The organism is Pseudomonas extremaustralis (assembly GCF_900102035.1).
GTDB lineage: Bacteria > Pseudomonadota > Gammaproteobacteria > Pseudomonadales > Pseudomonadaceae > Aquipseudomonas > Aquipseudomonas extremaustralis.
This window is the reverse complement of the sequence record NZ_LT629689.1, coordinates 4,010,413-4,031,090: the sequence shown is the minus strand read 5'-3', so window position 1 is coordinate 4,031,090 and position 20,678 is coordinate 4,010,413. Positions and strand designations below refer to the sequence as shown.

At 61.2% G+C, this 20,678-nt stretch carries 19 protein-coding genes; 11 read left to right on the top strand and 8 right to left on the bottom strand.

What is annotated here, in order from left to right; genetic code table 11:
• The 3 genes from BLR63_RS18640 to BLR63_RS18630 all read right to left on the bottom strand — a co-directional run bounded on the left by BLR63_RS18640 (position 1) and on the right by BLR63_RS18630 (position 2,279).
• The gene (locus BLR63_RS18640; RefSeq protein WP_010565611.1) at positions 1-966 is read right to left on the bottom strand and encodes a YbgA family protein; all 966 of its coding nucleotides are present in this window, start codon (positions 964-966) and stop codon (positions 1-3) included.
• 114 nt (positions 967-1,080) lie between these two features.
• On the bottom strand, positions 1,081-1,296 hold the full coding sequence (locus BLR63_RS18635; RefSeq protein ID WP_010565610.1) for a TIGR02450 family Trp-rich protein: 216 nt from the start codon (positions 1,294-1,296) through the stop codon (positions 1,081-1,083).
• Positions 1,293-2,279 (bottom strand): NAD(P)/FAD-dependent oxidoreductase, encoded by a 987-nt coding sequence (locus tag BLR63_RS18630; protein ID WP_010565609.1) that lies wholly within the window; start codon positions 2,277-2,279, stop codon positions 1,293-1,295. Before BLR63_RS18630 ends, BLR63_RS18635 begins: the two co-directional genes overlap by 4 nt.
• Before the next feature lie 212 nt (positions 2,280-2,491).
• Between BLR63_RS18630 and BLR63_RS18625 the strand changes: the two genes are divergently transcribed.
• Together BLR63_RS18625 and hemH are read left to right on the top strand one after the other, a co-directional pair.
• Positions 2,492-3,391, top strand: a complete 900-nt coding sequence (locus tag BLR63_RS18625; protein WP_010565608.1) for a TIGR01777 family oxidoreductase — start codon at positions 2,492-2,494, stop codon at positions 3,389-3,391.
• A 14-nt stretch (positions 3,392-3,405) separates the two neighbouring features.
• Complete coding sequence (hemH, locus tag BLR63_RS18620) at positions 3,406-4,431, top strand: ferrochelatase (RefSeq protein ID WP_010565607.1); 1,026 nt, start codon at positions 3,406-3,408, stop codon at positions 4,429-4,431.
• A gap of 120 nt (positions 4,432-4,551) precedes the next feature.
• Here hemH and algW read toward each other — a convergent pair whose 3' ends face one another.
• Entirely contained in the window at positions 4,552-5,706 is a 1,155-nt protein-coding gene (gene algW / locus BLR63_RS18615) for a Do family serine endopeptidase AlgW (RefSeq protein WP_010565606.1), read from the bottom strand.
• Between the two features lie 102 nt (positions 5,707-5,808).
• On the opposite strand from algW, the gene BLR63_RS18610 reads away from it, so the two are divergent.
• From BLR63_RS18610 to cysN, 3 genes are all read left to right on the top strand, one after another.
• Positions 5,809-6,567, top strand: a complete 759-nt coding sequence (locus tag BLR63_RS18610) for a Nif3-like dinuclear metal center hexameric protein (RefSeq protein WP_010565605.1) — start codon at positions 5,809-5,811, stop codon at positions 6,565-6,567.
• Between the two features lie 136 nt (positions 6,568-6,703).
• Positions 6,704-7,621: a sulfate adenylyltransferase subunit CysD gene (gene cysD, locus BLR63_RS18605; RefSeq protein ID WP_010565604.1), complete on the top strand. Its 918-nt coding sequence runs from the start codon at positions 6,704-6,706 to the stop codon at positions 7,619-7,621.
• A gap of 9 nt (positions 7,622-7,630) precedes the next feature.
• Positions 7,631-9,529 carry a sulfate adenylyltransferase subunit CysN gene (gene cysN, locus BLR63_RS18600; RefSeq protein WP_010565603.1) on the top strand — a complete coding sequence of 633 codons (1,899 nt, stop codon included), beginning with the start codon at positions 7,631-7,633 and terminating at the stop codon, positions 9,527-9,529.
• A gap of 104 nt (positions 9,530-9,633) precedes the next feature.
• Here the strand turns inward: cysN and BLR63_RS18595 are convergent, their stop codons facing one another.
• The 3 genes from BLR63_RS18595 to BLR63_RS18585 form a co-directional block, all read right to left on the bottom strand.
• Positions 9,634-10,533, bottom strand: a complete 900-nt coding sequence (locus BLR63_RS18595; protein ID WP_010565602.1) for an acyltransferase — start codon at positions 10,531-10,533, stop codon at positions 9,634-9,636.
• Positions 10,534-12,633, bottom strand: coding sequence for a phosphate acetyltransferase (gene pta, locus BLR63_RS18590; protein ID WP_010565601.1), 2,100 nt, complete (start codon positions 12,631-12,633; stop codon positions 10,534-10,536).
• 79 nt (positions 12,634-12,712) lie between these two features.
• Positions 12,713-13,003 (bottom strand): DUF3565 domain-containing protein, encoded by a 291-nt coding sequence (locus BLR63_RS18585; RefSeq protein WP_042946988.1) that lies wholly within the window; start codon positions 13,001-13,003, stop codon positions 12,713-12,715.
• On the opposite strand from BLR63_RS18585, the gene BLR63_RS18580 reads away from it, so the two are divergent.
• A complete protein-coding gene (locus tag BLR63_RS18580; RefSeq protein ID WP_010565599.1) occupies positions 13,002-13,487 on the top strand; it encodes an FKBP-type peptidyl-prolyl cis-trans isomerase in 486 nt (161 codons plus the stop codon). The genes BLR63_RS18585 and BLR63_RS18580 overlap by 2 nt on opposite strands.
• 247 nt (positions 13,488-13,734) lie before the next feature.
• Here BLR63_RS18580 and rpsT read toward each other — a convergent pair whose 3' ends face one another.
• The gene (rpsT, locus tag BLR63_RS18575; protein ID WP_003171647.1) at positions 13,735-14,013 is read right to left on the bottom strand and encodes a 30S ribosomal protein S20; all 279 of its coding nucleotides are present in this window, start codon (positions 14,011-14,013) and stop codon (positions 13,735-13,737) included.
• 253 nt (positions 14,014-14,266) lie between these two features.
• Between rpsT and murJ the strand changes: the two genes are divergently transcribed.
• From murJ to fkpB, 5 genes are all read left to right on the top strand, one after another.
• Complete coding sequence (murJ, locus tag BLR63_RS18565; protein ID WP_010565598.1) at positions 14,267-15,805, top strand: murein biosynthesis integral membrane protein MurJ; 1,539 nt, start codon at positions 14,267-14,269, stop codon at positions 15,803-15,805.
• A gap of 119 nt (positions 15,806-15,924) precedes the next feature.
• Positions 15,925-16,863 (top strand): bifunctional riboflavin kinase/FAD synthetase, encoded by a 939-nt coding sequence (ribF, locus tag BLR63_RS18560; RefSeq protein WP_010565597.1) that lies wholly within the window; start codon positions 15,925-15,927, stop codon positions 16,861-16,863.
• A gap of 13 nt (positions 16,864-16,876) precedes the next feature.
• Positions 16,877-19,708 carry an isoleucine--tRNA ligase gene (ileS, locus tag BLR63_RS18555; protein WP_010565596.1) on the top strand — a complete coding sequence of 944 codons (2,832 nt, stop codon included), beginning with the start codon at positions 16,877-16,879 and terminating at the stop codon, positions 19,706-19,708.
• Positions 19,701-20,213, top strand: a complete 513-nt coding sequence (lspA, locus tag BLR63_RS18550) for a signal peptidase II (RefSeq protein ID WP_010565595.1) — start codon at positions 19,701-19,703, stop codon at positions 20,211-20,213. The genes ileS and lspA overlap by 8 nt, the downstream gene beginning before the upstream one ends.
• The gene (gene fkpB, locus BLR63_RS18545) at positions 20,206-20,658 is read left to right on the top strand and encodes an FKBP-type peptidyl-prolyl cis-trans isomerase (RefSeq protein WP_042946987.1); all 453 of its coding nucleotides are present in this window, start codon (positions 20,206-20,208) and stop codon (positions 20,656-20,658) included. Before lspA ends, fkpB begins: the two co-directional genes overlap by 8 nt.
• The last annotated feature ends 20 nt before the right edge of the window (positions 20,659-20,678 follow it).

Here is a 20,678-nt window from a genome sequence, read left to right as displayed (position 1 = left end):
TTAGATCGCATTACGCAGGCTGAGGTTTTCCGGGTGCGGCTGCAGGTACGCCTGTTGCGCGATGTAGCGGTCCGGGTGTTGGCGAAAGTGATGTTTGAGCAAGGTCAACGGCACCACCAGCGGCACAATGCCCTGGTGGTATTGGCCGATGACGGTGTGCATTTCCTGTTTGTCATCGGCACTGATGGCTTGCTTGAGGTAGCCGCTGATGTGTTTCAACACGTTGGTGTGGGTGCCCCGGGTGGCGCATTTTTTCAGGCCGGTCATCAGGTCGCTGAAATAACACGTCGCCAGTTCATCGAGGTCCACGCCCTTGGCCATGCTGCCGAGCCGGTTGCCCAGGCGCTTGTAATGCGCCGGGCTGTGGGCCATCAGCAGGTATTTGTAGCGCGAATGGAAGGCCAGCAAGCGATGCCGGGTCAGGCCTTCGGCCAGCAGTTGTTGCCAACTGGCGTACACGAAGACTCGGGTCAGGAAGTTCTCCCGCAGCACCGGGTCATTCAGCCGACCGTCCTCTTCCACCGGCAGGTTGGGGTGGCGCGCGCAGAACGCCTGGGCATAGATGCCGCGCCCGCCGCCGTCCACCGGTGCGCCGTTTTCGCGGTACACCTTTACGCGTTCCAGGCCGCAGGACGGCGACTTCTGCATGAAGATGTAGCCACACAGGTCGGTATGCTCGGCGGCCATTTTCTGACCGTAGGCGTCCAGTGGGGCGGTGACGTTCAGCTCACGGTGTACGGTGCCGACGGCCTGGGGGTTTGCGCTGTCGCCCACCAGGCGGATGGTTTCGCGAGGAATGCCCAGGCCGATCGCCACTTCCGGGCACAGCGGCACGAAGTCGAAGTACTCGCTGAGCACGTCGCAGCACAGTTGTGACTGTTTATGGCCGCCGTTGAAGCGCACGTTCTCGCCCAGCAGGCAGGCGCTGATGCCAATCTTCGGCTTGATGGACGGGGAGTTGGACATGGCCAAACCTCTACAGGATTCCTGTACAAACCAAGAAGTCTGTACAACTAAATCTCATCATAGGTTTGATGCTGTACAAGTCAAATTATTTGTATAAGTTTTTTTTTGCCTGGGTTATTTCCAGCCGACTTTCCACGCCTCGGCGTTCTGCAAGGTTTGCCAGGGCAGGCGCTCACCGCGGCGGGTCATGACGGCCTGCAGTTCGATTTCCAGCACGGTGCCTTCTTCGTCGCGAAACAGTTCGGTGACGAGGAAGTGTTTTTCCTTGTGGCGAGGCTGGGCTGCTGTCCACTTCGACAGCAGCAGTTTGGCGGGATTGATCTGGTTCATTGCAGGTGCTCGATCAAGCGTCGTGCCGCTTCCTGGCCGCTGAGCCAGGCGCCCTCGACGCGGCCGGACAGGCACCAGTCGCCGCACACGTACAGGCCCAGGTCGGCGTCGGCCAGCACGCCGAACTCATGGGCGCTGGACGGTCGAGCATACAGCCAGCGGTGCGCCAGGCTGAACGACGGCGCGGGCATGGCGCTGTGCAGCAATTCGGCGAAGGCGCCGTGCAGGTGTTCGATCACAGCTTCCTTGGGCAGGTCCAGGTGGGCCCGGCTCCAGGCGCTGGTGGCGTGCAGCACCCAGGTGTCGAGGGTGCTGTCGCGTCCGGGCTTGCTGCGGTTGCGCGCCAGCCAATCGAGCGGGCTGTCTTGCACGAAGCAGCCTTCCATCGGCGTATCCAGTGGTTTGTCGAAGGCCAGCGCGATGGCCCAGGTGGGGTCCATCTTCACGCCGGCGGCGACACTTGCCAGTTTCGGCGCAGTCGCCAGCAGGGCGGTGGCCTGGGGCGCGGGCGTGGCGATCACCACGTGGCTGAAGGGGCCGCGATTGCCGCCGTCGGCATCCAGCAGGTTCCAATGCTGTTTGCCCTGGAACACTTCGGTGATACGGCAACCGAACTCCACCGGCAGGTCGTCGAGCAGGGCGCGGGTGATCGCGCTCATGCGCGGCGTGCCGACCCAGCGGATCTGTTCATCGGGGGAGGGGGTAAGCTGGCCGGCCTTGAAGTTGTACAGCTGGGGCTTCCATTGCTCGGCCCAGCCGTTGTTTTGCCAGCGTTGCACTTCGTTGACGAAGCGTCGGTCGCGGGCGGTGAAGTATTGGGCGCCCATGTCCAGTGAGCCGGCATCGCTGCGCTTGCTGGACATGCGGCCACCACTGCCGCGGCTTTTATCGAAGAGTTGTACAACGTGCCCGGCGTCTCGTAACGCTCGGGCGGCGGAGAGACCGGCGATGCCGGTGCCGATGATCGCGATGGGGACAGTCATGGGAGGCCTCGTTTTACCGTTGGGTACAGACTACGCCGACACCAATAGCTGTACAATATTGTTTTTTGGTATAAGTTTTGGCTTACCTGTTCTTAAGGTGTGACCTATGGTTAAGGCTGAGGCCTGAACCCGCATCACGCCTGATTACAAAATCATCCCTGAATACAAAATAGACCAGTGACGGGTGGCGAACGTTACATGAGGAAGATCCCATGCATATTTTGCTGACCGGCGGTACCGGTTTGATCGGACGCCAACTCTGCCAACACTGGCTCGCTCAGGGCCATCGCCTGACGGTGTGGAGCCGCAAGCCTGAACATGTCGCCAAAATCTGCGGTGCCCAGGTGCTGGGTGTCGGGCGCCTGGAGGACGTGGTCGGCGCGGTCGATGCGGTGGTCAACCTGGCTGGCGCACCCATCGCTGATCGCCCCTGGACCCGCAAGCGCAAGGCGCTGTTGTGGAGCAGTCGCATCAGCCTCACTGAAACCCTGCTGGTATGGCTGGAAGGCCTGGCGCAAAAACCGGCGGTGCTGATCTCCGGTTCGGCGGTGGGTTGGTATGGCGACGGTGGCGAGCGTGAATTGACCGAAGCCAGCGGACCGGTGCAGGACGATTTCCCCAGCCAGTTGTGCATCGCCTGGGAGGAAACCGCCCAGCGCGCGCAAGCCCTGGGCATTCGTGTGGTGCTGGTGCGTACCGGCCTGGTGCTGGCGGCCGAGGGCGGCTTTTTGTCGCGGCTGTTGCTGCCGTTCAAACTGGCGTTGGGAGGGCCTATCGGCAATGGTCGGCAGTGGATGCCGTGGGTGCATATCAAAGATCAAATCGGCCTGATTGATTTTCTTCTGCACAAGCAAGACGCCAGCGGTCCTTATAATGCCTGCGCGCCGCACCCGGTACGTAACCGCGAGTTTGCCAAGACACTGGGCCAGGTGTTGCACCGCCCGGCGTTCATGCCGATGCCGGCCTTCGCATTGAAGGTGGGCCTGGGTGAGTTGTCCGGCTTGTTGCTGGGCGGCCAGAAAGCATTGCCCGAACGCCTGTTGGCCGCCGGTTTCACTTTCCAGTTCACTGAGTTGCACGCGGCCCTGGACGACTTGTCCAGCCGCCTCTAGAGATAGGATGTTGCATGACGGATCACGCGTTGTTACTGGTCAACCTGGGCTCACCGGCGTCCACTTCGGTGGCCGATGTGCGCAGCTACCTCAATCAGTTCCTGATGGACCCGTATGTCATCGACCTGCCTTGGCCGGTGCGGCGCTTGCTGGTGTCGCTGATCCTGATCAAGCGTCCCGAGCAGTCGGCCCATGCCTACGCGTCCATCTGGTGGGACGAAGGTTCGCCGCTGGTGGTGCTCAGCCGCCGTCTGCAAGAGCAGATGACCGCGCAATGGACCCAGGGCCCGGTGGAGCTGGCGATGCGCTACGGCGAACCGTCGATTGAAACGGCCCTGACCCGCCTGGCCGCCCAAGGCATTCGAAACGTGACCCTGGCGCCGTTGTACCCGCAGTTTGCCGACAGCACCGTGACCACGGTCATCGAGGAAGCCCGGCGTGTGGTGCGCGACAAGAAACTCAATGTGCAGTTTTCGATCGTGCCGCCTTTCTACGATCAGCCTGAGTACATCGATGCCCTGGCCCACAGCGTACGGTCTTATGTGGAACAGGATTACGATCACTTGCTGCTGAGTTTCCACGGCCTTCCCGAGCGCCATCTGACCAAGCTCGACCCTAGCGGCAGTCATTGCTTCAAGGACGCCAACTGCTGTCAGAACGCGTCCCCCGAGGTGCTTGCCACCTGCTATCGCGCACAGTGCTACAGCGTCGCCCGGGATTTTGCCGCGCGATTGGGCTTGCCGGATGGCAAATGGTCGGTGGCGTTTCAGTCGCGCCTGGGCCGGGCCAAGTGGATCGAACCCTACACCGAGGCGCGCCTGGAGGCGCTGGCCCAGCAGGGCGTGAAAAAGTTGCTGGTGATGTGCCCGGCGTTCGTCGCCGATTGCATCGAGACCCTGGAAGAGATCGGTGATCGCGGCCGTGAACAGTTCCGCGAGGCGGGCGGCGATGACTTGGTGCTGGTGCCGTGCCTGAATGCTGATCCGCAGTGGGCGGCGGCCCTCAACACCCTCTGCGAAAGAGCACCACGGGCAGTGTAGGGGCGAGCTTGCTTGCCACAGCGGTCCCGTTTGCTGCGCGACAGCGCTATGTCGTGAGGGGCAGGGCCGCGGTTTTACCGCAGCGCTTGCCGCCTCACGGGGGGGAAACGCCGAGGTGGTTTATTCCTCTTCTTTGACCGGCGCAGGCGGTGGGCGCAGGCCGATTTCCGCGATCAACTTGATCTCTCTACCGTTACGCATCACCTGGATCGCCACCTTGTCGGTCGGCTTGATGCGCGCCACCTGGTTCATCGACTTGCGGCCATCGCCGGCCGGTTCGCCATCGATACTGAGGATCACGTCCCCCAGTTGCAGGCCGGCTTTCTGCGCCGGGCCGTCACGGAAGATCCCGGCGACGACGATGCCAGGGCGCCCGGTCAGGCCAAAGGATTCGGCCAGTTCCTTGGTCAGCGGCTGCACCTCGATCCCCAACCAGCCGCGAATCACCTGGCCGTGCTCGATGATCGACTTCATCACTTCCATCGCCAGTTTCACCGGGATCGCAAAACCGATGCCCTGGGAGCCGCCGGACTTGGAAAAGATCGCCGTGTTGATACCGGTCAGGTTGCCATTGGCATCCACCAGCGCACCGCCGGAGTTGCCCGGGTTGATCGCCGCATCGGTCTGGATGAAGTCTTCGTAGCTGTTGAGCCCCAACTGGTTACGCCCTGTGGCGCTGATGATGCCCATGGTCACGGTCTGGCCGACGCCGAACGGGTTACCGATGGCCAGCGCTACGTCACCGACCCGCAGGCCGTCGGAGCGGCCGAGGGTGATCGAGGGCAGGTTCTTCAAATCGATCTTCAGTACCGCCAGGTCGGTTTCCGGGTCGCTGCCCACCACGCGGGCCAGGGTTTCGCGGCCGTCGCGCAGGGCTACCACAATCTGGTCGGCGCCGGTGGTCACGTGGTTGTTGGTGAGGATGTAGCCTTCGGGGCTCATGATCACCCCGGAACCGAGGCTGGATTCCATGCGCCGCTGCTTGGGCCCGTTGTCGCCGAAATAGCGACGGAACTGCGGGTCTTCGAACAACGGATGGGCGGGTTTGTTGATGACCTTGGTGGTGTACAGGTTGACCACGGCGGGGGCCGCCACGACCACCGCGTCCGCGTAAGTCACCGGACCTTGCACCACCGCGCTGGTCTGCGGGGCCTGTTGCAGGTTGACATCAAGGCTGGGTAAGCCCACCAACTCCGGGAAACGCTGAATAATCAGCATCGCGATCAGCACGCCAGCGAGCAATGGCCATCCAAAAAAACGCAGTGCCTTGAGCATCAAGTAAATCCTGACAGGTTGCAGGGGGCGGGGGAGCGCCCATAATGTGGCGCATTATACGAGGCTGCGAGCGCCTCGGAACGGGATATTTAGGAGTCTTTTATGGCCGTTGCTTTGAGCACTCTCGTCGAGGAAGCGGACCGCTACCTCGGCAGCGCAAAAATTGCCGATTACTGCCCCAATGGCCTGCAGGTCGAGGGGCGCCCGCAGGTGATGCGCATCGTCAGCGGCGTCACCGCCAGCCAGGCCTTGCTGGATGCCGCCGTCGAAGCCCAGGCCGACCTGATCCTGGTGCACCACGGCTATTTCTGGAAGGGCGAAAACCCCTGCATCACCGGCATGAAACAGCGCCGCCTGAAGACCCTGCTCAAGCACGACATCAGCCTGCTGGCCTACCACCTGCCGCTGGACCTGCACCCCGACGTCGGCAACAACGTGCAACTGGCTCGCCAGTTGGACATCACCGTCGAAGGCCCGCTGGACCCGGACAACCTGAAAATCGTCGGCCTGGTCGGTTCCCTCGCCGAGCCCCTGTCGGCCCGTGATTTCGCCCGGCGTGTGCAAGAGGTCCTGGGGCGCGAGCCGCTATTGATCGAAGGCAGCGAAATGATCCGGCGTATCGGTTGGTGTACCGGCGGCGGTCAGGGCTATATCGACCAGGCGATTGCCGCCGGCGTCGACCTGTTCCTCAGCGGCGAAGCCTCCGAGCAAACCTTCCACAGCGCCCGCGAAAACGACATCAGCTTCATTGCCGCCGGTCATCACGCCACCGAGCGTTACGGCGTGCAGGCCTTGGGCGATTACCTGGCGCGGCGTTTCGCCCTGGAGCATGTGTTCATCGATTGCCCCAACCCGATTTGACGGCCAAACCTGGGGGCATATTCATATACCGTTTCGATCTAGCTCGCGCCCTGAATAGAAGAAGGTGCTGTGCTAGCATGCCCCGCTCGAACACGGCCCGCTGGCCGTCCATAAGATCGTTTTTCCGTGAGTAACCATGGTCGACAAACTGACGCATCTGAAACAGCTGGAGGCGGAAAGCATCCACATCATCCGCGAGGTCGCCGCCGAGTTCGATAACCCGGTGATGCTCTACTCGATCGGTAAAGACTCCGCCGTGATGCTGCACCTGGCACGCAAGGCCTTCTTCCCGGGCAAGCTGCCGTTCCCGGTGATGCATGTCGACACCCAGTGGAAATTCCAGGAGATGTACACGTTCCGCGACCGCATGGTCGAGGAACTGGGCCTGGACCTGATCACCCACGTCAACCCGGACGGCGTGGCGCAGGGTATCAACCCCTTCACCCACGGCAGCGCCAAGCACACCGACATCATGAAGACCGAAGGCCTCAAGCAGGCCTTGGACAAGTATGGTTTCGACGCCGCCTTCGGCGGTGCCCGTCGCGATGAAGAGAAATCCCGTGCCAAAGAGCGCGTGTACTCGTTCCGCGACAGCAAGCACCGCTGGGACCCGAAAAACCAGCGTCCCGAGCTGTGGAACGTGTACAACGGCAACGTCAACAAGGGCGAGTCGATCCGTGTGTTCCCGCTGTCCAACTGGACCGAGCTGGACATCTGGCAGTACATCTACCTGGAAGGCATCCCGATCGTGCCGCTGTACTTCGCCGCCGAGCGCGATGTGATCGAGAAGAACGGCACGTTGATCATGATCGACGACGACCGCATCCTCGAGCACCTGTCCGACGAGGACAAAGCCCGCATCGTCAAAAAGAAAGTACGTTTCCGTACCCTTGGCTGCTACCCGTTGACGGGCGCGGTGGAGTCCGAAGCCGAGACGCTGACGGACATCATTCAGGAAATGCTCCTGACGCGAACTTCCGAGCGCCAGGGCCGGGTCATCGACCACGATGGCGCAGGCTCGATGGAAGATAAAAAACGTCAAGGCTATTTCTAAGGGGCTGTCATGTCGCATCAATCTGATTTGATCAGCGAGGACATCCTCGCCTACCTGGGCCAGCACGAGCGCAAGGAAATGTTGCGCTTCCTGACCTGTGGCAACGTCGACGACGGCAAGAGCACCCTGATCGGGCGCCTGCTGCACGACTCCAAGATGATCTACGAAGATCACCTGGAAGCCATCACCCGCGATTCGAAGAAAGTCGGCACCACGGGTGACGACATCGACCTGGCGTTGCTGGTCGACGGCCTGCAGGCCGAGCGTGAGCAGGGCATCACCATCGATGTCGCCTACCGCTACTTCTCCACCGCCAAGCGCAAATTCATCATTGCCGACACCCCTGGCCATGAGCAGTACACCCGCAACATGGCCACCGGTGCGTCCACCTGTGACCTGGCGATCATCCTGGTCGATGCGCGCTACGGCGTGCAGACCCAGACCCGTCGCCACAGCTTCATTGCCTCGTTGCTGGGCATCAAGCACATCGTGGTCGCCATCAACAAGATGGACCTCAACGGCTTCGACGAAGGCGTCTTCGAGCAGATCAAGGCCGATTACCTGAAGTTCGCCGAGGGTATCGCCTTCAAGCCGAGCACCATGGCGTTCGTGCCGATGTCGGCGCTCAAGGGCGACAACGTCGTGAACAAGAGCGAGCGTTCGCCGTGGTACACCGGCCAGTCGCTGATGGAGATCCTCGAGACCGTCGAGATCGCCAACGACCGCAACTACACCGACCTGCGTTTCCCGGTGCAGTACGTCAACCGCCCGAACCTGAACTTCCGCGGTTTCGCCGGCACCCTGGCCAGCGGCATTGTGCACAAGGGCGACGAAGTCGTGGTGCTGCCGTCGGGCAAGAGCAGCCGCGTCAAATCCATCGTTACCTTCGATGGTGAACTGGAACACGCCGGTCCCGGCCAGGCCGTGACCCTGACCATGGAAGACGAGATCGATATCTCCCGTGGCGACCTGCTGGTGCATGCCGACAACGTGCCGCAAGTGACCGACGCCTTCGACGCCATGCTGGTGTGGATGGCCGAAGAGCCGATGCTGCCGGGCAAGAAATACGACATCAAGCGCGCCACCAGCTACGTGCCGGGTTCCATCACCAGCATCGTGCATCGCGTGGACGTGAACACCCTGGCTGAAGGCCCGGCGAGTTCGCTGCAGTTGAACGAGATCGGCCGGGTCAAGGTCAGCCTCGACGCCGCCATCGCCCTGGACGGTTACGCCAGCAACCGCACCACTGGCGCGTTCATCGTCATCGACCGCCTGACCAACGGCACCGTGGCCGCGGGCATGATCATCGCGCCGCCGGTCAGCCACGGCAGCGCGGCGCAGCACGGCAAGTTGGCCCATGTGGCCACCGAAGAGCGTGCTCAACGCTTCGGCCAGCAGCCGGCCACCGTGTTGTTCAGCGGTTTGTCGGGCGCCGGTAAAAGCACCCTGGCTTATGCGGTCGAGCGCAAGTTGTTCGATATGGGCCGCGCGGTATTCGTACTGGATGGCCAGAACCTGCGTCACGACCTGAACAAAGGCTTGCCGCAGGATCGCGTCGGGCGTACCGAGAACTGGCGTCGTGCGGCTCACGTTGCGCGTCAGTTCAACGAAGCCGGCCTGTTGACCCTGGCGGCTTTTGTTGCACCGGATGCCGAAGGCCGTGAACAGGCCAAGGCGCTGATCGGTGCCGATCGCTTGCTGACGGTCTACGTGCAGGCTTCGCCGTTGGTATGCGCCGAGCGCGATCCGCAAGGCTTGTACGCAGCCGGTGGGGATAACATCCCTGGCGAGTCCTTCCCGTATGACGTGCCGCTCAATGCCGATCTGGTGATCGACACCCAGGCCCTGTCGCTGGAAGAAAGCGTCAAGCAAGTGCTGGAGCTGTTGCGTCAGCGCGGCGCGATCTAAACATTGTGGGAGGGGGCTTGCTCCCGATAGCGGTGGATCAGTCACCAGATGCGGTGACTGAGACTCAGCAATCGGGAGCAAGCCCCCTCCCACATTTTTTTTGATCAGTGGCGGTCTGGATAATCGGTGTGCAACTGTTCCAGCAGCGCATCCTTGTCTTCCCACAACCGGTTGATCCAGCCCTGGAATGCCAGCCGATACTCGCCATCCTGCTCATAATTCTTGCCAATGAACTCGGCCGGAATCGGCACCTCTTCAAACTGCACGACAACGTCCTTCACCTTCCCGCACAGCAAATCCCAATACCCTGGGCGTCCGGCGGGGTAGTGGATGGTCACGTTGACCAGCGACTTCAATTGTTCGCCCATGGCATCCAGCACGAACGCAATGCCGCCGGCCTTGGGCTTGAGCAGGTAGCGGAAGGGCGAGTTCTGCTGCGCATGTTTGCCGGCGGTAAAGCGCGTGCCTTCAGCGAAGTTGAAAATCCCTACCGGGTTGTCCCGAAACTTCGCACAGGTCTTGCGGGTGGTTTCCAGATCCTTGCCTTTTTTCTCCGGGTGCTTCTCCAGGTAAGCCTTGGTGTAGCGCTTCATGAACGGAAAGCCCAACGCCCACCATGCCAGGCCGATCACCGGCACCCAGATCAGCTCCTGCTTGAGAAAGAACTTCAGCGGGCGAATGCGTCGATTGAGCACATATTGCAGCACCATGATGTCGACCCAGCTCTGGTGGTTGCTGGTGACCAGGTACGAGTGCTGGTAGTCCAGCCCTTCCAGGCCTTTAAGGTGCCAGTGGGTGCGGCGTACCAGGTTCATCCAGCCCTTGTTATTGGTGACCCAGGCTTCATGGGTGTGGTTCATCAGCCATTCGCTGAAGCCCTTGGCGAAGGGCAAGGCCTTGAACAGCGCCACCACGAACAGGAACGAGCACAGCAGGATCGTATTCAACGCCAGCAGCAGTGAGGCAATCACCCCGCGCACGGCGGCAGGTAGAAAATCCAGCATTTAGATATCCATAGGTCGGTTGGCGGCTTGGATCGCAGTCAGTGCGATGGTGTACACGATGTCATCGACCTGGGCGCCACGCGGCAGGTCATTGACCGGTTTGCGCAGGCCCTGGAGCATCGGCCCCAGGCTGACGCAGTCGGCGCTGCGTTGCACGGCCTTGTGCGTGGTGTTGCCGGTGTTCAGGTCCGGGAACACGAACACCGTGGCCTTGCCGGCGACCAGGCTGTCGGGGGCCAGTTGGCGTGCGACGGTTTCGTTGGCGGCCGCGTCGTACTGCAGCGGGCCGTCGATCAGCAGCGAGCTTTGCTGTTCATGGGCGAGCAGGGTGGCTTCGCGGACTTTTTCCACTTCCTCGCCGCTGGCCGAATCACCGCTGGAATAGCTGATCATCGCCACCCGTGGGGTAATGCCAAACGCGGCGGCCGAGTCGGCGCTTTGCAGGGCGATTTCCGCCAGTTCGGCGGCGCTCGGGTGCGGGTTCATCACGCAGTCGCCGTACACCAGCACCTGCTCGGGGAACAGCATGAAGAACACCGACGACACCAGGGTGCAGCCTGGCGCGGTCTTGATCAGTTGCAGGGCAGGGCGGATGGTATTGGCAGTGGAGTGGATGACGCCGGAGACCAGGCCGTCGACTTCGTCCAGGGCGAGCATCATGGTGGCGATCACCACGGTGTCTTCCAGTTGCTGCTCGGCCATGGGCGCGTTGAGGCTCTTGCTTTTGCGCAATGCCACCATCGGTTCGACATAACGCTCGCGAATCAGGTCCGGGTCGAGAATCTCCAGGCCTGCGGGCAATTCGATGCCCTGGGCACGAGCCACCGCTTCGACGTCCGCCGGCTTGGCCAGCAGGACGCAGCGGGCGATGCCACGGGCTTGGCAGATGGCGGCGGCTTGTACGGTCAGCGGCTCGCTGCCTTCGGGCAGCACGATGCGTTTGTTGGCGGCCTGGGCGCGCTGGATCAACTGGTAGCGGAACACCGCCGGCGACAGGCGCATCTCCCGTGGCGTGCCGCAACGCTGGTGCAGCCAGCGCGCATCGAGGTGGCTGGCGACGAAATCGGTGATGATCTCCGCGCGCTCGCGGTCGTCGATGGGGATTTCTTTGTTCAGGCTGTTGAGCTGGTTCGCTGTCTCGTAGGAACCGGTACTCACCGACAGCACCGGCAGCCCGGCCTGGAAGGCGCCACGGCACAGGTCCATGATGCGCGGGTCGGGCAGGGTGTCGCTGGTCAGCAGCAGGCCGGCCAGGGGCACGCCGTTGATCGCGGCCAGGCTGACGGCGAGGATGATGTCGTCGCGGTCGCCCGGCGTCACCACCAGCACGCCCGGCTTGAGCAGCTCCACGGTGTTGCGCATGGTGCGGGCGCAAATGATGATCTTGGTCATGCGCCGGGTTTCGTAATCGCCGGCGTTGAGGATTTGCGCGCCCATCAGGTCAGCCACATCGCGGGTGCGCGGCGCGTTGAGTTCCGGTTGATAGGGAATGCAGCCAAGCAGGCGGAAATCGCCGCTGCGTAGCAAGGGCGAGTGTTCTTTCAGGCGCGCCGAGAAGGCTTCCATGCTTTCATCGGTGCGCACTTTGTTGAGAATCACGCCCAGCACTTTCGGGTCTTTCGGGCCGCCGAACAGTTGGGCCTGCAATTCCACGCGGCCGGACAGTTCGGTGAGCACTTCGTTTTCCGGGGCCGAGACCAGGATCACGTCCGCATCCAGGCTCTTGGCCAGGTGCAGGTTGACCCGCGCCGCATAGCTGGCGCTGCGGGTTGGCACCATGCCTTCGACGATCAGCACGTCCTTGCCCACGGCGGCTTGTTGATACAGGGTGATGATTTCTTCGAGCAGTTCGTCGAGCTGGCCGTCGCCGAGCATGCGCTCCACATGGGCCAGGCCCAGGGGTTGTGGTGGTTTCAAACCGTGGGTGCGCGCGATCAGTTCAGTGGAGCGCTCGGGGCCGGTATCGCCCGGATGGGGCTGGGCAATCGGCTTGAAAAAGCCGACTTTCAGCCCGGCTCGCTCAAGGGTACGCACCAGCCCGAGGCTGATGGAGGTCAGGCCCACACCAAAATCGGTGGGCGCGATAAAAAAAGTCTGCATGCGAATTCTCTGGAGGTGCATGGCTTCGGCGGCGCTCTATGGTTGAGTACCTACCGGGAATCAGGCGCCAAGGTTATCGTTATTCGCGCTCCTGCGCACACCAGCCGCACGCAAAGGGCTGGCCTGTTTTTTCCAGGCGTTGCGCGGGGTCGAGCACCCAGGCGCGGGACTGCCAGGGTGGCTGGTGGCGCAGGTGCTGGGTATGGCCGCAAGACAGCTCGGCGACCCAGTGCCGGTCGTCGTCCTGATGGAATCCGATGATCAAGGCGACCATTGATCGGTCCCGTCCGTCCGGGTTCTGTTCGCTTTCGGGCAAATCCTTGTTTAGACTTGTCCGTTCTTCAATCTTATGCAAAAGGTCTCGCCCCATGACGATCGCCGCTAACAAGGCTGTCTCCATCGACTATACCCTGACCAACGACGCTGGTGAGGTCATCGACAGCTCAGCCGGCGGCGCGCCGCTGGTCTACTTGCAAGGCGCGGGTAACATCATCCCGGGCCTGGAAAAAGCTCTGCATGGCAAGAGCGTCGGTGATGAACTGACCATTGCCATCGAGCCTGAAGATGCCTATGGCGAATACTCCGCCGAACTGGTCAGCACCTTGAGCCGCAGCATGTTCGAAGGTGTTGACGAGCTGGAAGTCGGCATGCAGTTCCACGCTTCCGCGCCGGATGGCCAAATGCAGATCGTCACCATTCGCGACCTGGATGGCGACGACGTCACCGTTGACGGCAACCACCCCCTGGCCGGCCAGCGCCTGAACTTCCAAGTGAAGATCGTTGCCGTTCGCGACGCTTCCCAGGAAGAAGTGGCTCACGGTCACGTCCATGGTGAAGGCGGTCATCACCACTGATCGATGGTTTGATCGGTTGGTAGAAAAACGCCCCGACTGGTTCGGGGCGTTTTTTTTTGCGTGCTGAAAATAATCGGATGGGGCGACGGTGCTTTTTTTGGTGGGCCGGTTTGTTGCAGTGACAGGCCCTCCTACCGCCCCAAGCCCGTTCATCACCTTGAAGCACAAACAAAAATGCCCCGGACCTTTCGGTACGGGGCATTTTTTAACTGTTACGCAACCTGGGTCACGACGCAGTTTTTACCACTTAGGCTGCAGCAGCAACGTTCAGAGCCTTGATGTGGCCATTCAGGCGGCTCTTATGACGAGCGGCCTTGTTCTTGTGGATGATGCCTTTATCGGCCATACGGTCGATAACCGGCACTGCCAGAACGTAAGCAGCTTGGGCTTTTTCAGCGTCTTTGGTGTCGATGGCCTTAACTACATTCTTGATGTAGGTACGGACCATGGAACGCAGGCTGGCGTTGTGGCTGCGACGCTTCTCAGCCTGTTTTGCACGTTTTTTGGCGGAAGGTGTGTTGGCCACCGTCGAGCTCCTCGAAAGACTTTTTAGGAAATAGCAAACAAAATAGGCCGCGAATCATGCCGATGACTTGAAGTGTTGTCAAGGGCGGCTGATGCGAACTGCTGAGTGGTCGATCTGAAGAGGCGGGTGATTTATTTCCGGCGCTTGACCTGTAAACTCGCGAGCTTTGGCGCTGTGCTGTTGCAGGCGCGCAGTATCGCATAAGTGGGCGCGTAGTTCGCCTGCTCTTTATCTATAGGCGCAAACTCTTTCAATGAATCTGCTCAAATCGTTGGCCGCCGTCAGCTCTATCACGATGATCTCCAGGGTATTGGGGTTTGTACGTGACACCCTGCTGGCGCGCATTTTTGGCGCCAGCATGGCCACGGATGCCTTCTTTATTGCCTTTAAATTGCCCAATCTGCTGCGGCGCATCTTCGCCGAGGGCGCGTTTTCCCAGGCTTTCGTACCGATCCTGGCCGAATACAAGACCCAGCAGGGCGAGGAGGCGACCCGTACTTTTATCGCTTACGTCTCGGGCCTGCTGACCCTGGTGTTGATGCTGGTGACGATGGTCGGCATGCTCGCCGCGCCCTGGGTGATCTGGGCCACCGCGCCCGGTTTTGCCAATACCCCGGAAAAATTCGCGCTCACCACGGATCTGTTGCGCGTGACCTTTCCTTATATATTGCTGATTTCCCTGTCGTCCCTGGCCGGGGCGATCCTCAATACTTGGAACCGTTTCTCGGTGCCGGCCTTCGTGCCGACCCTGCTTAACGTCAGCATGATCATCTTCGCGCTGTTCCTGACGCCGTACTTCGATCCGCCGGTGATGGCCCTGGGCTGGGCCGTGCTGGCCGGTGGCCTGGCGCAGTTGCTCTACCAGCTGCCGCACCTGAAAAAGATCGGCATGCTCGTTTTGCCGCGCCTGAACCTCAAGGACACCGGCGTGTGGCGCGTGATGCGCAACATGCTGCCGGCGATCCTTGGGGTGTCAGTCAGTCAGATTTCCCTGATCATCAATACGGCGTTCGCTTCGTTGCTGGTCTCTGGTTCAGTGTCGTGGATGTATTACGCCGATCGCTTGATGGAACTGCCTTCCGGCGTGCTCGGCGTGGCCCTGGGCACCATTTTGCTGCCGACGCTGTCGCGCACCTATGCCAGCAAGGATCGCCAGGAGTATTCGCGCATCCTCGATTGGGGCTTGCGCCTGTGCTTCGTGCTGGTGCTGCCTTGCTCCCTGGCGCTGGGCATCCTGGCCGAACCGTTGACTGTGTCGCTGTTCCAGTACGGACAATTCGACGCGCATGACGCACTGATGACGCAGCATGCGTTGATCGCCTACTCCGTCGGCCTGCTCGGCATCATCGTGATCAAAGTGCTGGCGCCCGGGTTTTATGCGCAGCAAAACATTCGTACCCCGGTGAAAATCGCGATCTTTACGCTGATCGTCACGCAACTGCTCAATCTGGTGTTTATCGGTCCATTGGCTCACGCCGGGCTGGCCCTGGCCATCAGCGCCGGTGCCTGCATCAATGCGGGTCTGCTGTTTTATCAATTGCGCAAGCAGCAGATGTTTCAGCCGCAGCCGGGTTGGGGCCTGTTTGCCCTCAAGCTATTGGTGGCTGTCGCAATGATGTCGGCGGTGCTGCTCGGCCTGATGCACTTCATGCCCGCCTGGGACCAGGGCCATATGCTGGAGCGCTTCCTGCGCCTGGGCGTGCTGGTGGTGGTGGGCGTGGTGGTGTACTTCGGGATGTTGCTGCTGCAAGGTTTCCGTCTGCGGGATTTCAATCGCAAGTCGCTGGGTTAGAGAGTTTGCCGCGATAAAACCGCTGTTTTATCGAATCAACCCATTTGGCCTGCGCTGTTGCCTGTCACCCAGGGCCGGGTGTGGTTATAATCGACCACTTTATGAGCAAGAAGCGCGTTATGCAGCTGGTTCGAGGTCTCCACAACCTGCGCCCCCAGCATCGGGGCTGCGTCGCCACTATTGGCAACTTTGACGGTGTTCACCGTGGCCACCAGGCTATCCTGGCCCGGCTGCGCGAACGTGCGGTCGAGTTGGGCGTGCCCAGCTGCGTGGTGATATTTGAGCCACAGCCGCGGGAATACTTTACCCCGGAAACGGCGCCGGCCCGCCTGGCCCGCTTGCGGGACAAGCTGCAACTGCTGGCTGAAGAAGGCGTAGACCGCGTCCTCTGCCTAGCCTTCAACCAGCGTTTGCAAAGCCTCAGCGCCGCCGAGTTCGTCGACCGTATCCTCGTCGATGGTTTGGGCGTGCAGCACCTGGAGGTCGGTGACGACTTCCGTTTCGGGTGCGATCGCGTCGGGGATTTCGATTTTCTGCAGCACGCTGGCGTTACCCAGGGGTTTACCGTCGAAGCCGCGCAAACCGTCGAACTCGATGGCCTGCGCGTGAGCAGTACCCAGGTGCGTAACGCCCTGGCCGCTGCCGACTTCGCCTTGGCCGGGCGTTTGCTCGGTCGCCCGTTCCGTATTGCCGGACGGGTACTGCACGGCCAGAAGCTGGCGCGCCAATTGGGCACGCCAACCGCCAACGTGCAACTCAAGCGCCGTCGTGTGCCGCTGACCGGGGTTTACCTGGTGAGCGTCGACATCGACGGCCAATCGTGGCCGGGAGTCGCCAACATAGGCGTCAGGCCCACGGTTGCAGGTGATGGCAAGGCCCACCTGGAAGTTCACCTTTTGGATTTTGCCGGGGATTTATATGACCGGCGTTTGACGGTGGTTTTCCACCAGAAGCTGCGTGAAGAGCAGCGTTTCGCCTCCCTCGAGGCGTTGAAAACGGCGATCAATGCGGATGTCGCCGCCGCCCGTGCACTAGCCGCACCTAGCGCCCATCGCTAACGAAGAGCCTTAAATGACCGACTATAAAGCCACGCTAAACCTTCCGGACACCGCCTTCCCAATGAAGGCCGGCCTGCCACAGCGCGAACCGCAGATCCTGCAGCGCTGGGACAGTATTGGCCTGTACGGAAAGTTGCGCGAAATTGGCAAGGATCGTCCGAAATTCGTCCTGCACGACGGCCCTCCTTATGCCAACGGCACGATTCACATCGGTCATGCGCTGAACAAGATTCTCAAGGACATGATCGTCCGTTCGAAAACCCTGTCGGGCTTCGACGCGCCTTATGTCCCGGGCTGGGACTGCCACGGCCTGCCGATTGAACACAAGGTCGAAGTGACCCACGGCAAGAACCTGGGCGCCGATAAAACCCGCGAACTGTGCCGTGCCTATGCCACCGAGCAGATCGAAGGGCAGAAGTCCGAGTTCATCCGCCTGGGTGTGCTGGGCGACTGGGCCAACCCTTACAAAACGATGGATTTCAAGAACGAGGCCGGTGAAATCCGCGCCTTGGCCGAAATCGTCAAGGGCGGTTTCGTGTTCAAGGGCCTCAAGCCCGTGAACTGGTGCTTCGACTGCGGTTCGGCCCTGGCCGAAGCGGAAGTCGAGTACGAAGACAAGAAGTCCTCGACCATCGATGTGGCCTTCCCGATCGCCGACGACGCCAAGCTGGCCGCGGCCTTTGGCCTGGCAAGCCTGGCCAAGCCGGCTGCCATCGTGATCTGGACCACCACCCCGTGGACCATCCCCGCCAACCAGGCGCTCAATGTGCACCCGGAATTCACCTACGCCCTCGTGGACGTCGGTGACCGCCTGCTGGTGCTGGCTGAGGAAATGGTCGAAGCCTGCCTGGCGCGTTACGAACTGCAAGGTTCGGTGATCGCCACTACCACCGGCTCCGCACTGGAACTGATCAACTTCCGTCACCCGTTCTATGACCGTCTGTCGCCGGTATACCTGGCTGATTACGTCGAGCTGGGTTCCGGTACCGGCGTGGTTCACTGCTCGCCCGCCTATGGCGTCGACGACTTTGTGATCTGCAAGCAGTACGGTCTGGTGAACGATGACATCATCAATCCGGTCCAGAGCAACGGCGTGTACGTGCCATCGCTGGAGTTTTTCGGCGGCCAGTTCATCTTCAAGGCCGACAAGGCGATCATCGAGAAGCTGCGCGAAGTCGGCGCACTCATGCAAACCTCGACGATCCAGCACAGCTACATGCACTGCTGGCGCCACAAGACCCCGTTGATCTACCGCGCCACCGCGCAGTGGTTCATCGGCATGGACAAACAGCCGACCAGCGGCGACACCCTGCGCAACCGCGCGATCAAAGCCATCGAAGACACCAAGTTCGTCCCGGCCTGGGGCCAGGCGCGCCTGCACTCGATGATCGCCAACCGTCCGGACTGGTGCATCTCCCGCCAGCGCAACTGGGGCGTGCCGATCCCGTTCTTCCTCAACAAGGAAAGCGGCGAACTGCACCCGCGCACTGTCGAACTGATGGAAGAAGTGGCCCTGCGCGTTGAGCAGGAAGGCATCGAAGCTTGGTTCAAGCTGGACGCCGCCGAACTGTTGGGCGACGAAGCGCCGCTGTACGACAAGATCAGCGACACCCTCGACGTCTGGTTCGACTCCGGCACCACCCATTGGCACGTACTGCGCGGTTCCCATCCGGTGGGTCACGCAACCGGCCCGCGGGCCGACCTGTACCTGGAAGGTTCGGACCAGCACCGTGGCTGGTTCCACTCGTCCTTGCTGACCGGTTGCGCCATCGACGATCACGCCCCGTACCGCGAATTGCTGACCCACGGTTTCACCGTCGACGAAAACGGTCGCAAGATGTCCAAGTCCCTGGGCAACGTGATCGCGCCGCAAAAGGTCAACGACACCCTAGGTGCCGACATCATGCGCCTGTGGGTGGCCTCGACCGATTATTCGGGCGAGATGGCTGTCTCCGAGCAGATCCTGCAGCGCAGCGCCGATGCCTACCGCCGCATCCGTAATACCGCCCGCTTCCTGCTGTCGAACCTGACCGGCTTCAACCCGGCCACCGACATCCTGCCGGCCGAAGAGATGCTCGCCCTGGACCGTTGGGCCGTGGACCGCACCCTGTTGTTGCAGCGCGAGTTGCAAGAACACTACGGCGAATACCGCTTCTGGAACGTGTACTCGAAGATCCACAACTTCTGCGTGCAGGAACTCGGCGGCTTCTACCTCGACATCATCAAGGACCGCCAGTACACCACTGGCGCCAACAGCAAGGCCCGCCGTTCGGCGCAGACCGCGCTGTACCACATCTCTGAAGCGCTGGTGCGCTGGATCGCGCCGATCCTGGCCTTCACCGCCGACGAACTGTGGGAATACCTGCCGGGCGAGCGTAACGAATCGGTGATGCTCAACACCTGGTACGAAGGCCTGACCGAACTGCCAGCCGACTTTGAACTGGGTCGCGAATACTGGGAAGGCGTAATGGCCGTCAAGGTCGCGGTGAACAAGGAGCTCGAGGTTCAGCGTGCAGCCAAGGCCGTCGGTGGCAACCTGCAAGCCGAAGTCACCCTGTTTGCCGAGGAAGGCCTGACGGCCGACCTGTCCAAGTTGAGCAACGAACTGCGCTTCGTGCTGATCACCTCCACCGCGACCCTGGCCCCTTTCGCCCAGGCCCCGGCGGACGCTGTGGCCACCGAAGTACCGGGCCTCAAGCTCAAAGTGGTCAAGTCGGCCTTCCCCAAGTGCGCCCGTTGCTGGCACTGCCGTGAAGACGTTGGCGTGAACCCTGAGCATCCGGAAATCTGCGGTCGTTGTGTGGACAACATCAGCGGCGCTGGCGAGGTTCGCCACTATGCCTAAGGCCGCCGGTCGTTTCGGACGTCTGGGCTGGCTCCTATTGAGCGTGCTGGTCCTGGTCATCGACCAGGTCAGCAAGGCTCATTTCGAGGGCTCCCTGGAAATGTTCCAGCAAATCGTGGTGATCCCGGATTACTTCAGCTGGACCCTGGCCTACAACACCGGCGCCGCCTTCAGCTTCCTAGCGGATAGCAGCGGCTGGCAGCGTTGGTTGTTTGCCCTGATCGCCGTGGTGGTCAGTGCGGTGCTGGTGGTCTGGCTCAAGCGTCTGGGCCGCAATGACACCTGGCTGGCTATCGCCTTGGCCCTGGTGTTGGGTGGCGCGCTGGGTAACCTATACGACCGCATTGCCCTGGGCCATGTGATCGACTTCATTCTGGTGCATTGGCAGAACCGCTGGTATTTCCCGGCGTTCAACTTTGCCGACAGTGCCATCACCGTCGGTGCAATCATGCTGGCGCTGGATATGTTCAAAAGTAAGAAAACCGGAGAGACCGTCAATGACTGATCAGGTATTGGTTGAGCAACGCATCGGCCAGAACACGGAAGTCACTTTGCATTTCGCACTGCGCCTGGAGAATGGCGACACGGTCGACAGTACGTTCGACAAAGCCCCGGCGACGTTCAAGGTCGGCGATGGCAACCTGCTACCGGGTTTTGAAGCCGCATTGTTCGGTTTCAAGGCCGGCGACAAGCGCACCCTGCAGATCTTGCCGGAAAACGCCTTTGGCCAGCCCAACCCGCAAAACGTGCAGATCATCCCGCGTTCGCAGTTCCAGGACATGGAGCTGTCCGAAGGCCTGCTGGTGATCTTCAACGATGCGGCGAATACTGAGTTGCCGGGTGTGGTCAAAGCCTTCGATGACGCGCAAGTGACCATCGACTTCAACCACCCGTTGGCCGGTAAAACCTTGACGTTTGACGTAGAAATCTTCGACGTTAAAGCGCTCTGACTGACAACGCGGTTCAAAAT

Bases quoted from the DNA above. Each gene is read 5' to 3' on its own strand.
- BLR63_RS18640 (WP_010565611.1), bottom strand. From the start codon at position 966: ATGTCCAACTCCCCGTCCATCAAGCCGAAGATTGGCATCAGCGCCTGC.
- BLR63_RS18635 (WP_010565610.1), bottom strand. From the start codon at position 1,296: ATGAACCAGATCAATCCCGCCAAACTGCTGCTGTCGAAGTGGACAGCA.
- BLR63_RS18630 (WP_010565609.1), bottom strand. From the start codon at position 2,279: ATGACTGTCCCCATCGCGATCATCGGCACCGGCATCGCCGGTCTCTCC.
- BLR63_RS18625 (WP_010565608.1), top strand. From the start codon at position 2,492: ATGCATATTTTGCTGACCGGCGGTACCGGTTTGATCGGACGCCAACTC.
- hemH (WP_010565607.1), top strand. From the start codon at position 3,406: ATGACGGATCACGCGTTGTTACTGGTCAACCTGGGCTCACCGGCGTCC.
- algW (WP_010565606.1), bottom strand. From the start codon at position 5,706: ATGCTCAAGGCACTGCGTTTTTTTGGATGGCCATTGCTCGCTGGCGTG.
- BLR63_RS18610 (WP_010565605.1), top strand. From the start codon at position 5,809: ATGGCCGTTGCTTTGAGCACTCTCGTCGAGGAAGCGGACCGCTACCTC.
- cysD (WP_010565604.1), top strand. From the start codon at position 6,704: ATGGTCGACAAACTGACGCATCTGAAACAGCTGGAGGCGGAAAGCATC.
- cysN (WP_010565603.1), top strand. From the start codon at position 7,631: ATGTCGCATCAATCTGATTTGATCAGCGAGGACATCCTCGCCTACCTG.
- BLR63_RS18595 (WP_010565602.1), bottom strand. From the start codon at position 10,533: ATGCTGGATTTTCTACCTGCCGCCGTGCGCGGGGTGATTGCCTCACTG.
- pta (WP_010565601.1), bottom strand. From the start codon at position 12,633: ATGCAGACTTTTTTTATCGCGCCCACCGATTTTGGTGTGGGCCTGACC.
- BLR63_RS18580 (WP_010565599.1), top strand. From the start codon at position 13,002: ATGACGATCGCCGCTAACAAGGCTGTCTCCATCGACTATACCCTGACC.
- BLR63_RS18585 (WP_042946988.1), bottom strand. From the start codon at position 13,003: ATGGGGCGAGACCTTTTGCATAAGATTGAAGAACGGACAAGTCTAAAC.
- murJ (WP_010565598.1), top strand. From the start codon at position 14,267: ATGAATCTGCTCAAATCGTTGGCCGCCGTCAGCTCTATCACGATGATC.
- ribF (WP_010565597.1), top strand. From the start codon at position 15,925: ATGCAGCTGGTTCGAGGTCTCCACAACCTGCGCCCCCAGCATCGGGGC.
- ileS (WP_010565596.1), top strand. From the start codon at position 16,877: ATGACCGACTATAAAGCCACGCTAAACCTTCCGGACACCGCCTTCCCA.
- lspA (WP_010565595.1), top strand. From the start codon at position 19,701: ATGCCTAAGGCCGCCGGTCGTTTCGGACGTCTGGGCTGGCTCCTATTG.
- fkpB (WP_042946987.1), top strand. From the start codon at position 20,206: ATGACTGATCAGGTATTGGTTGAGCAACGCATCGGCCAGAACACGGAA.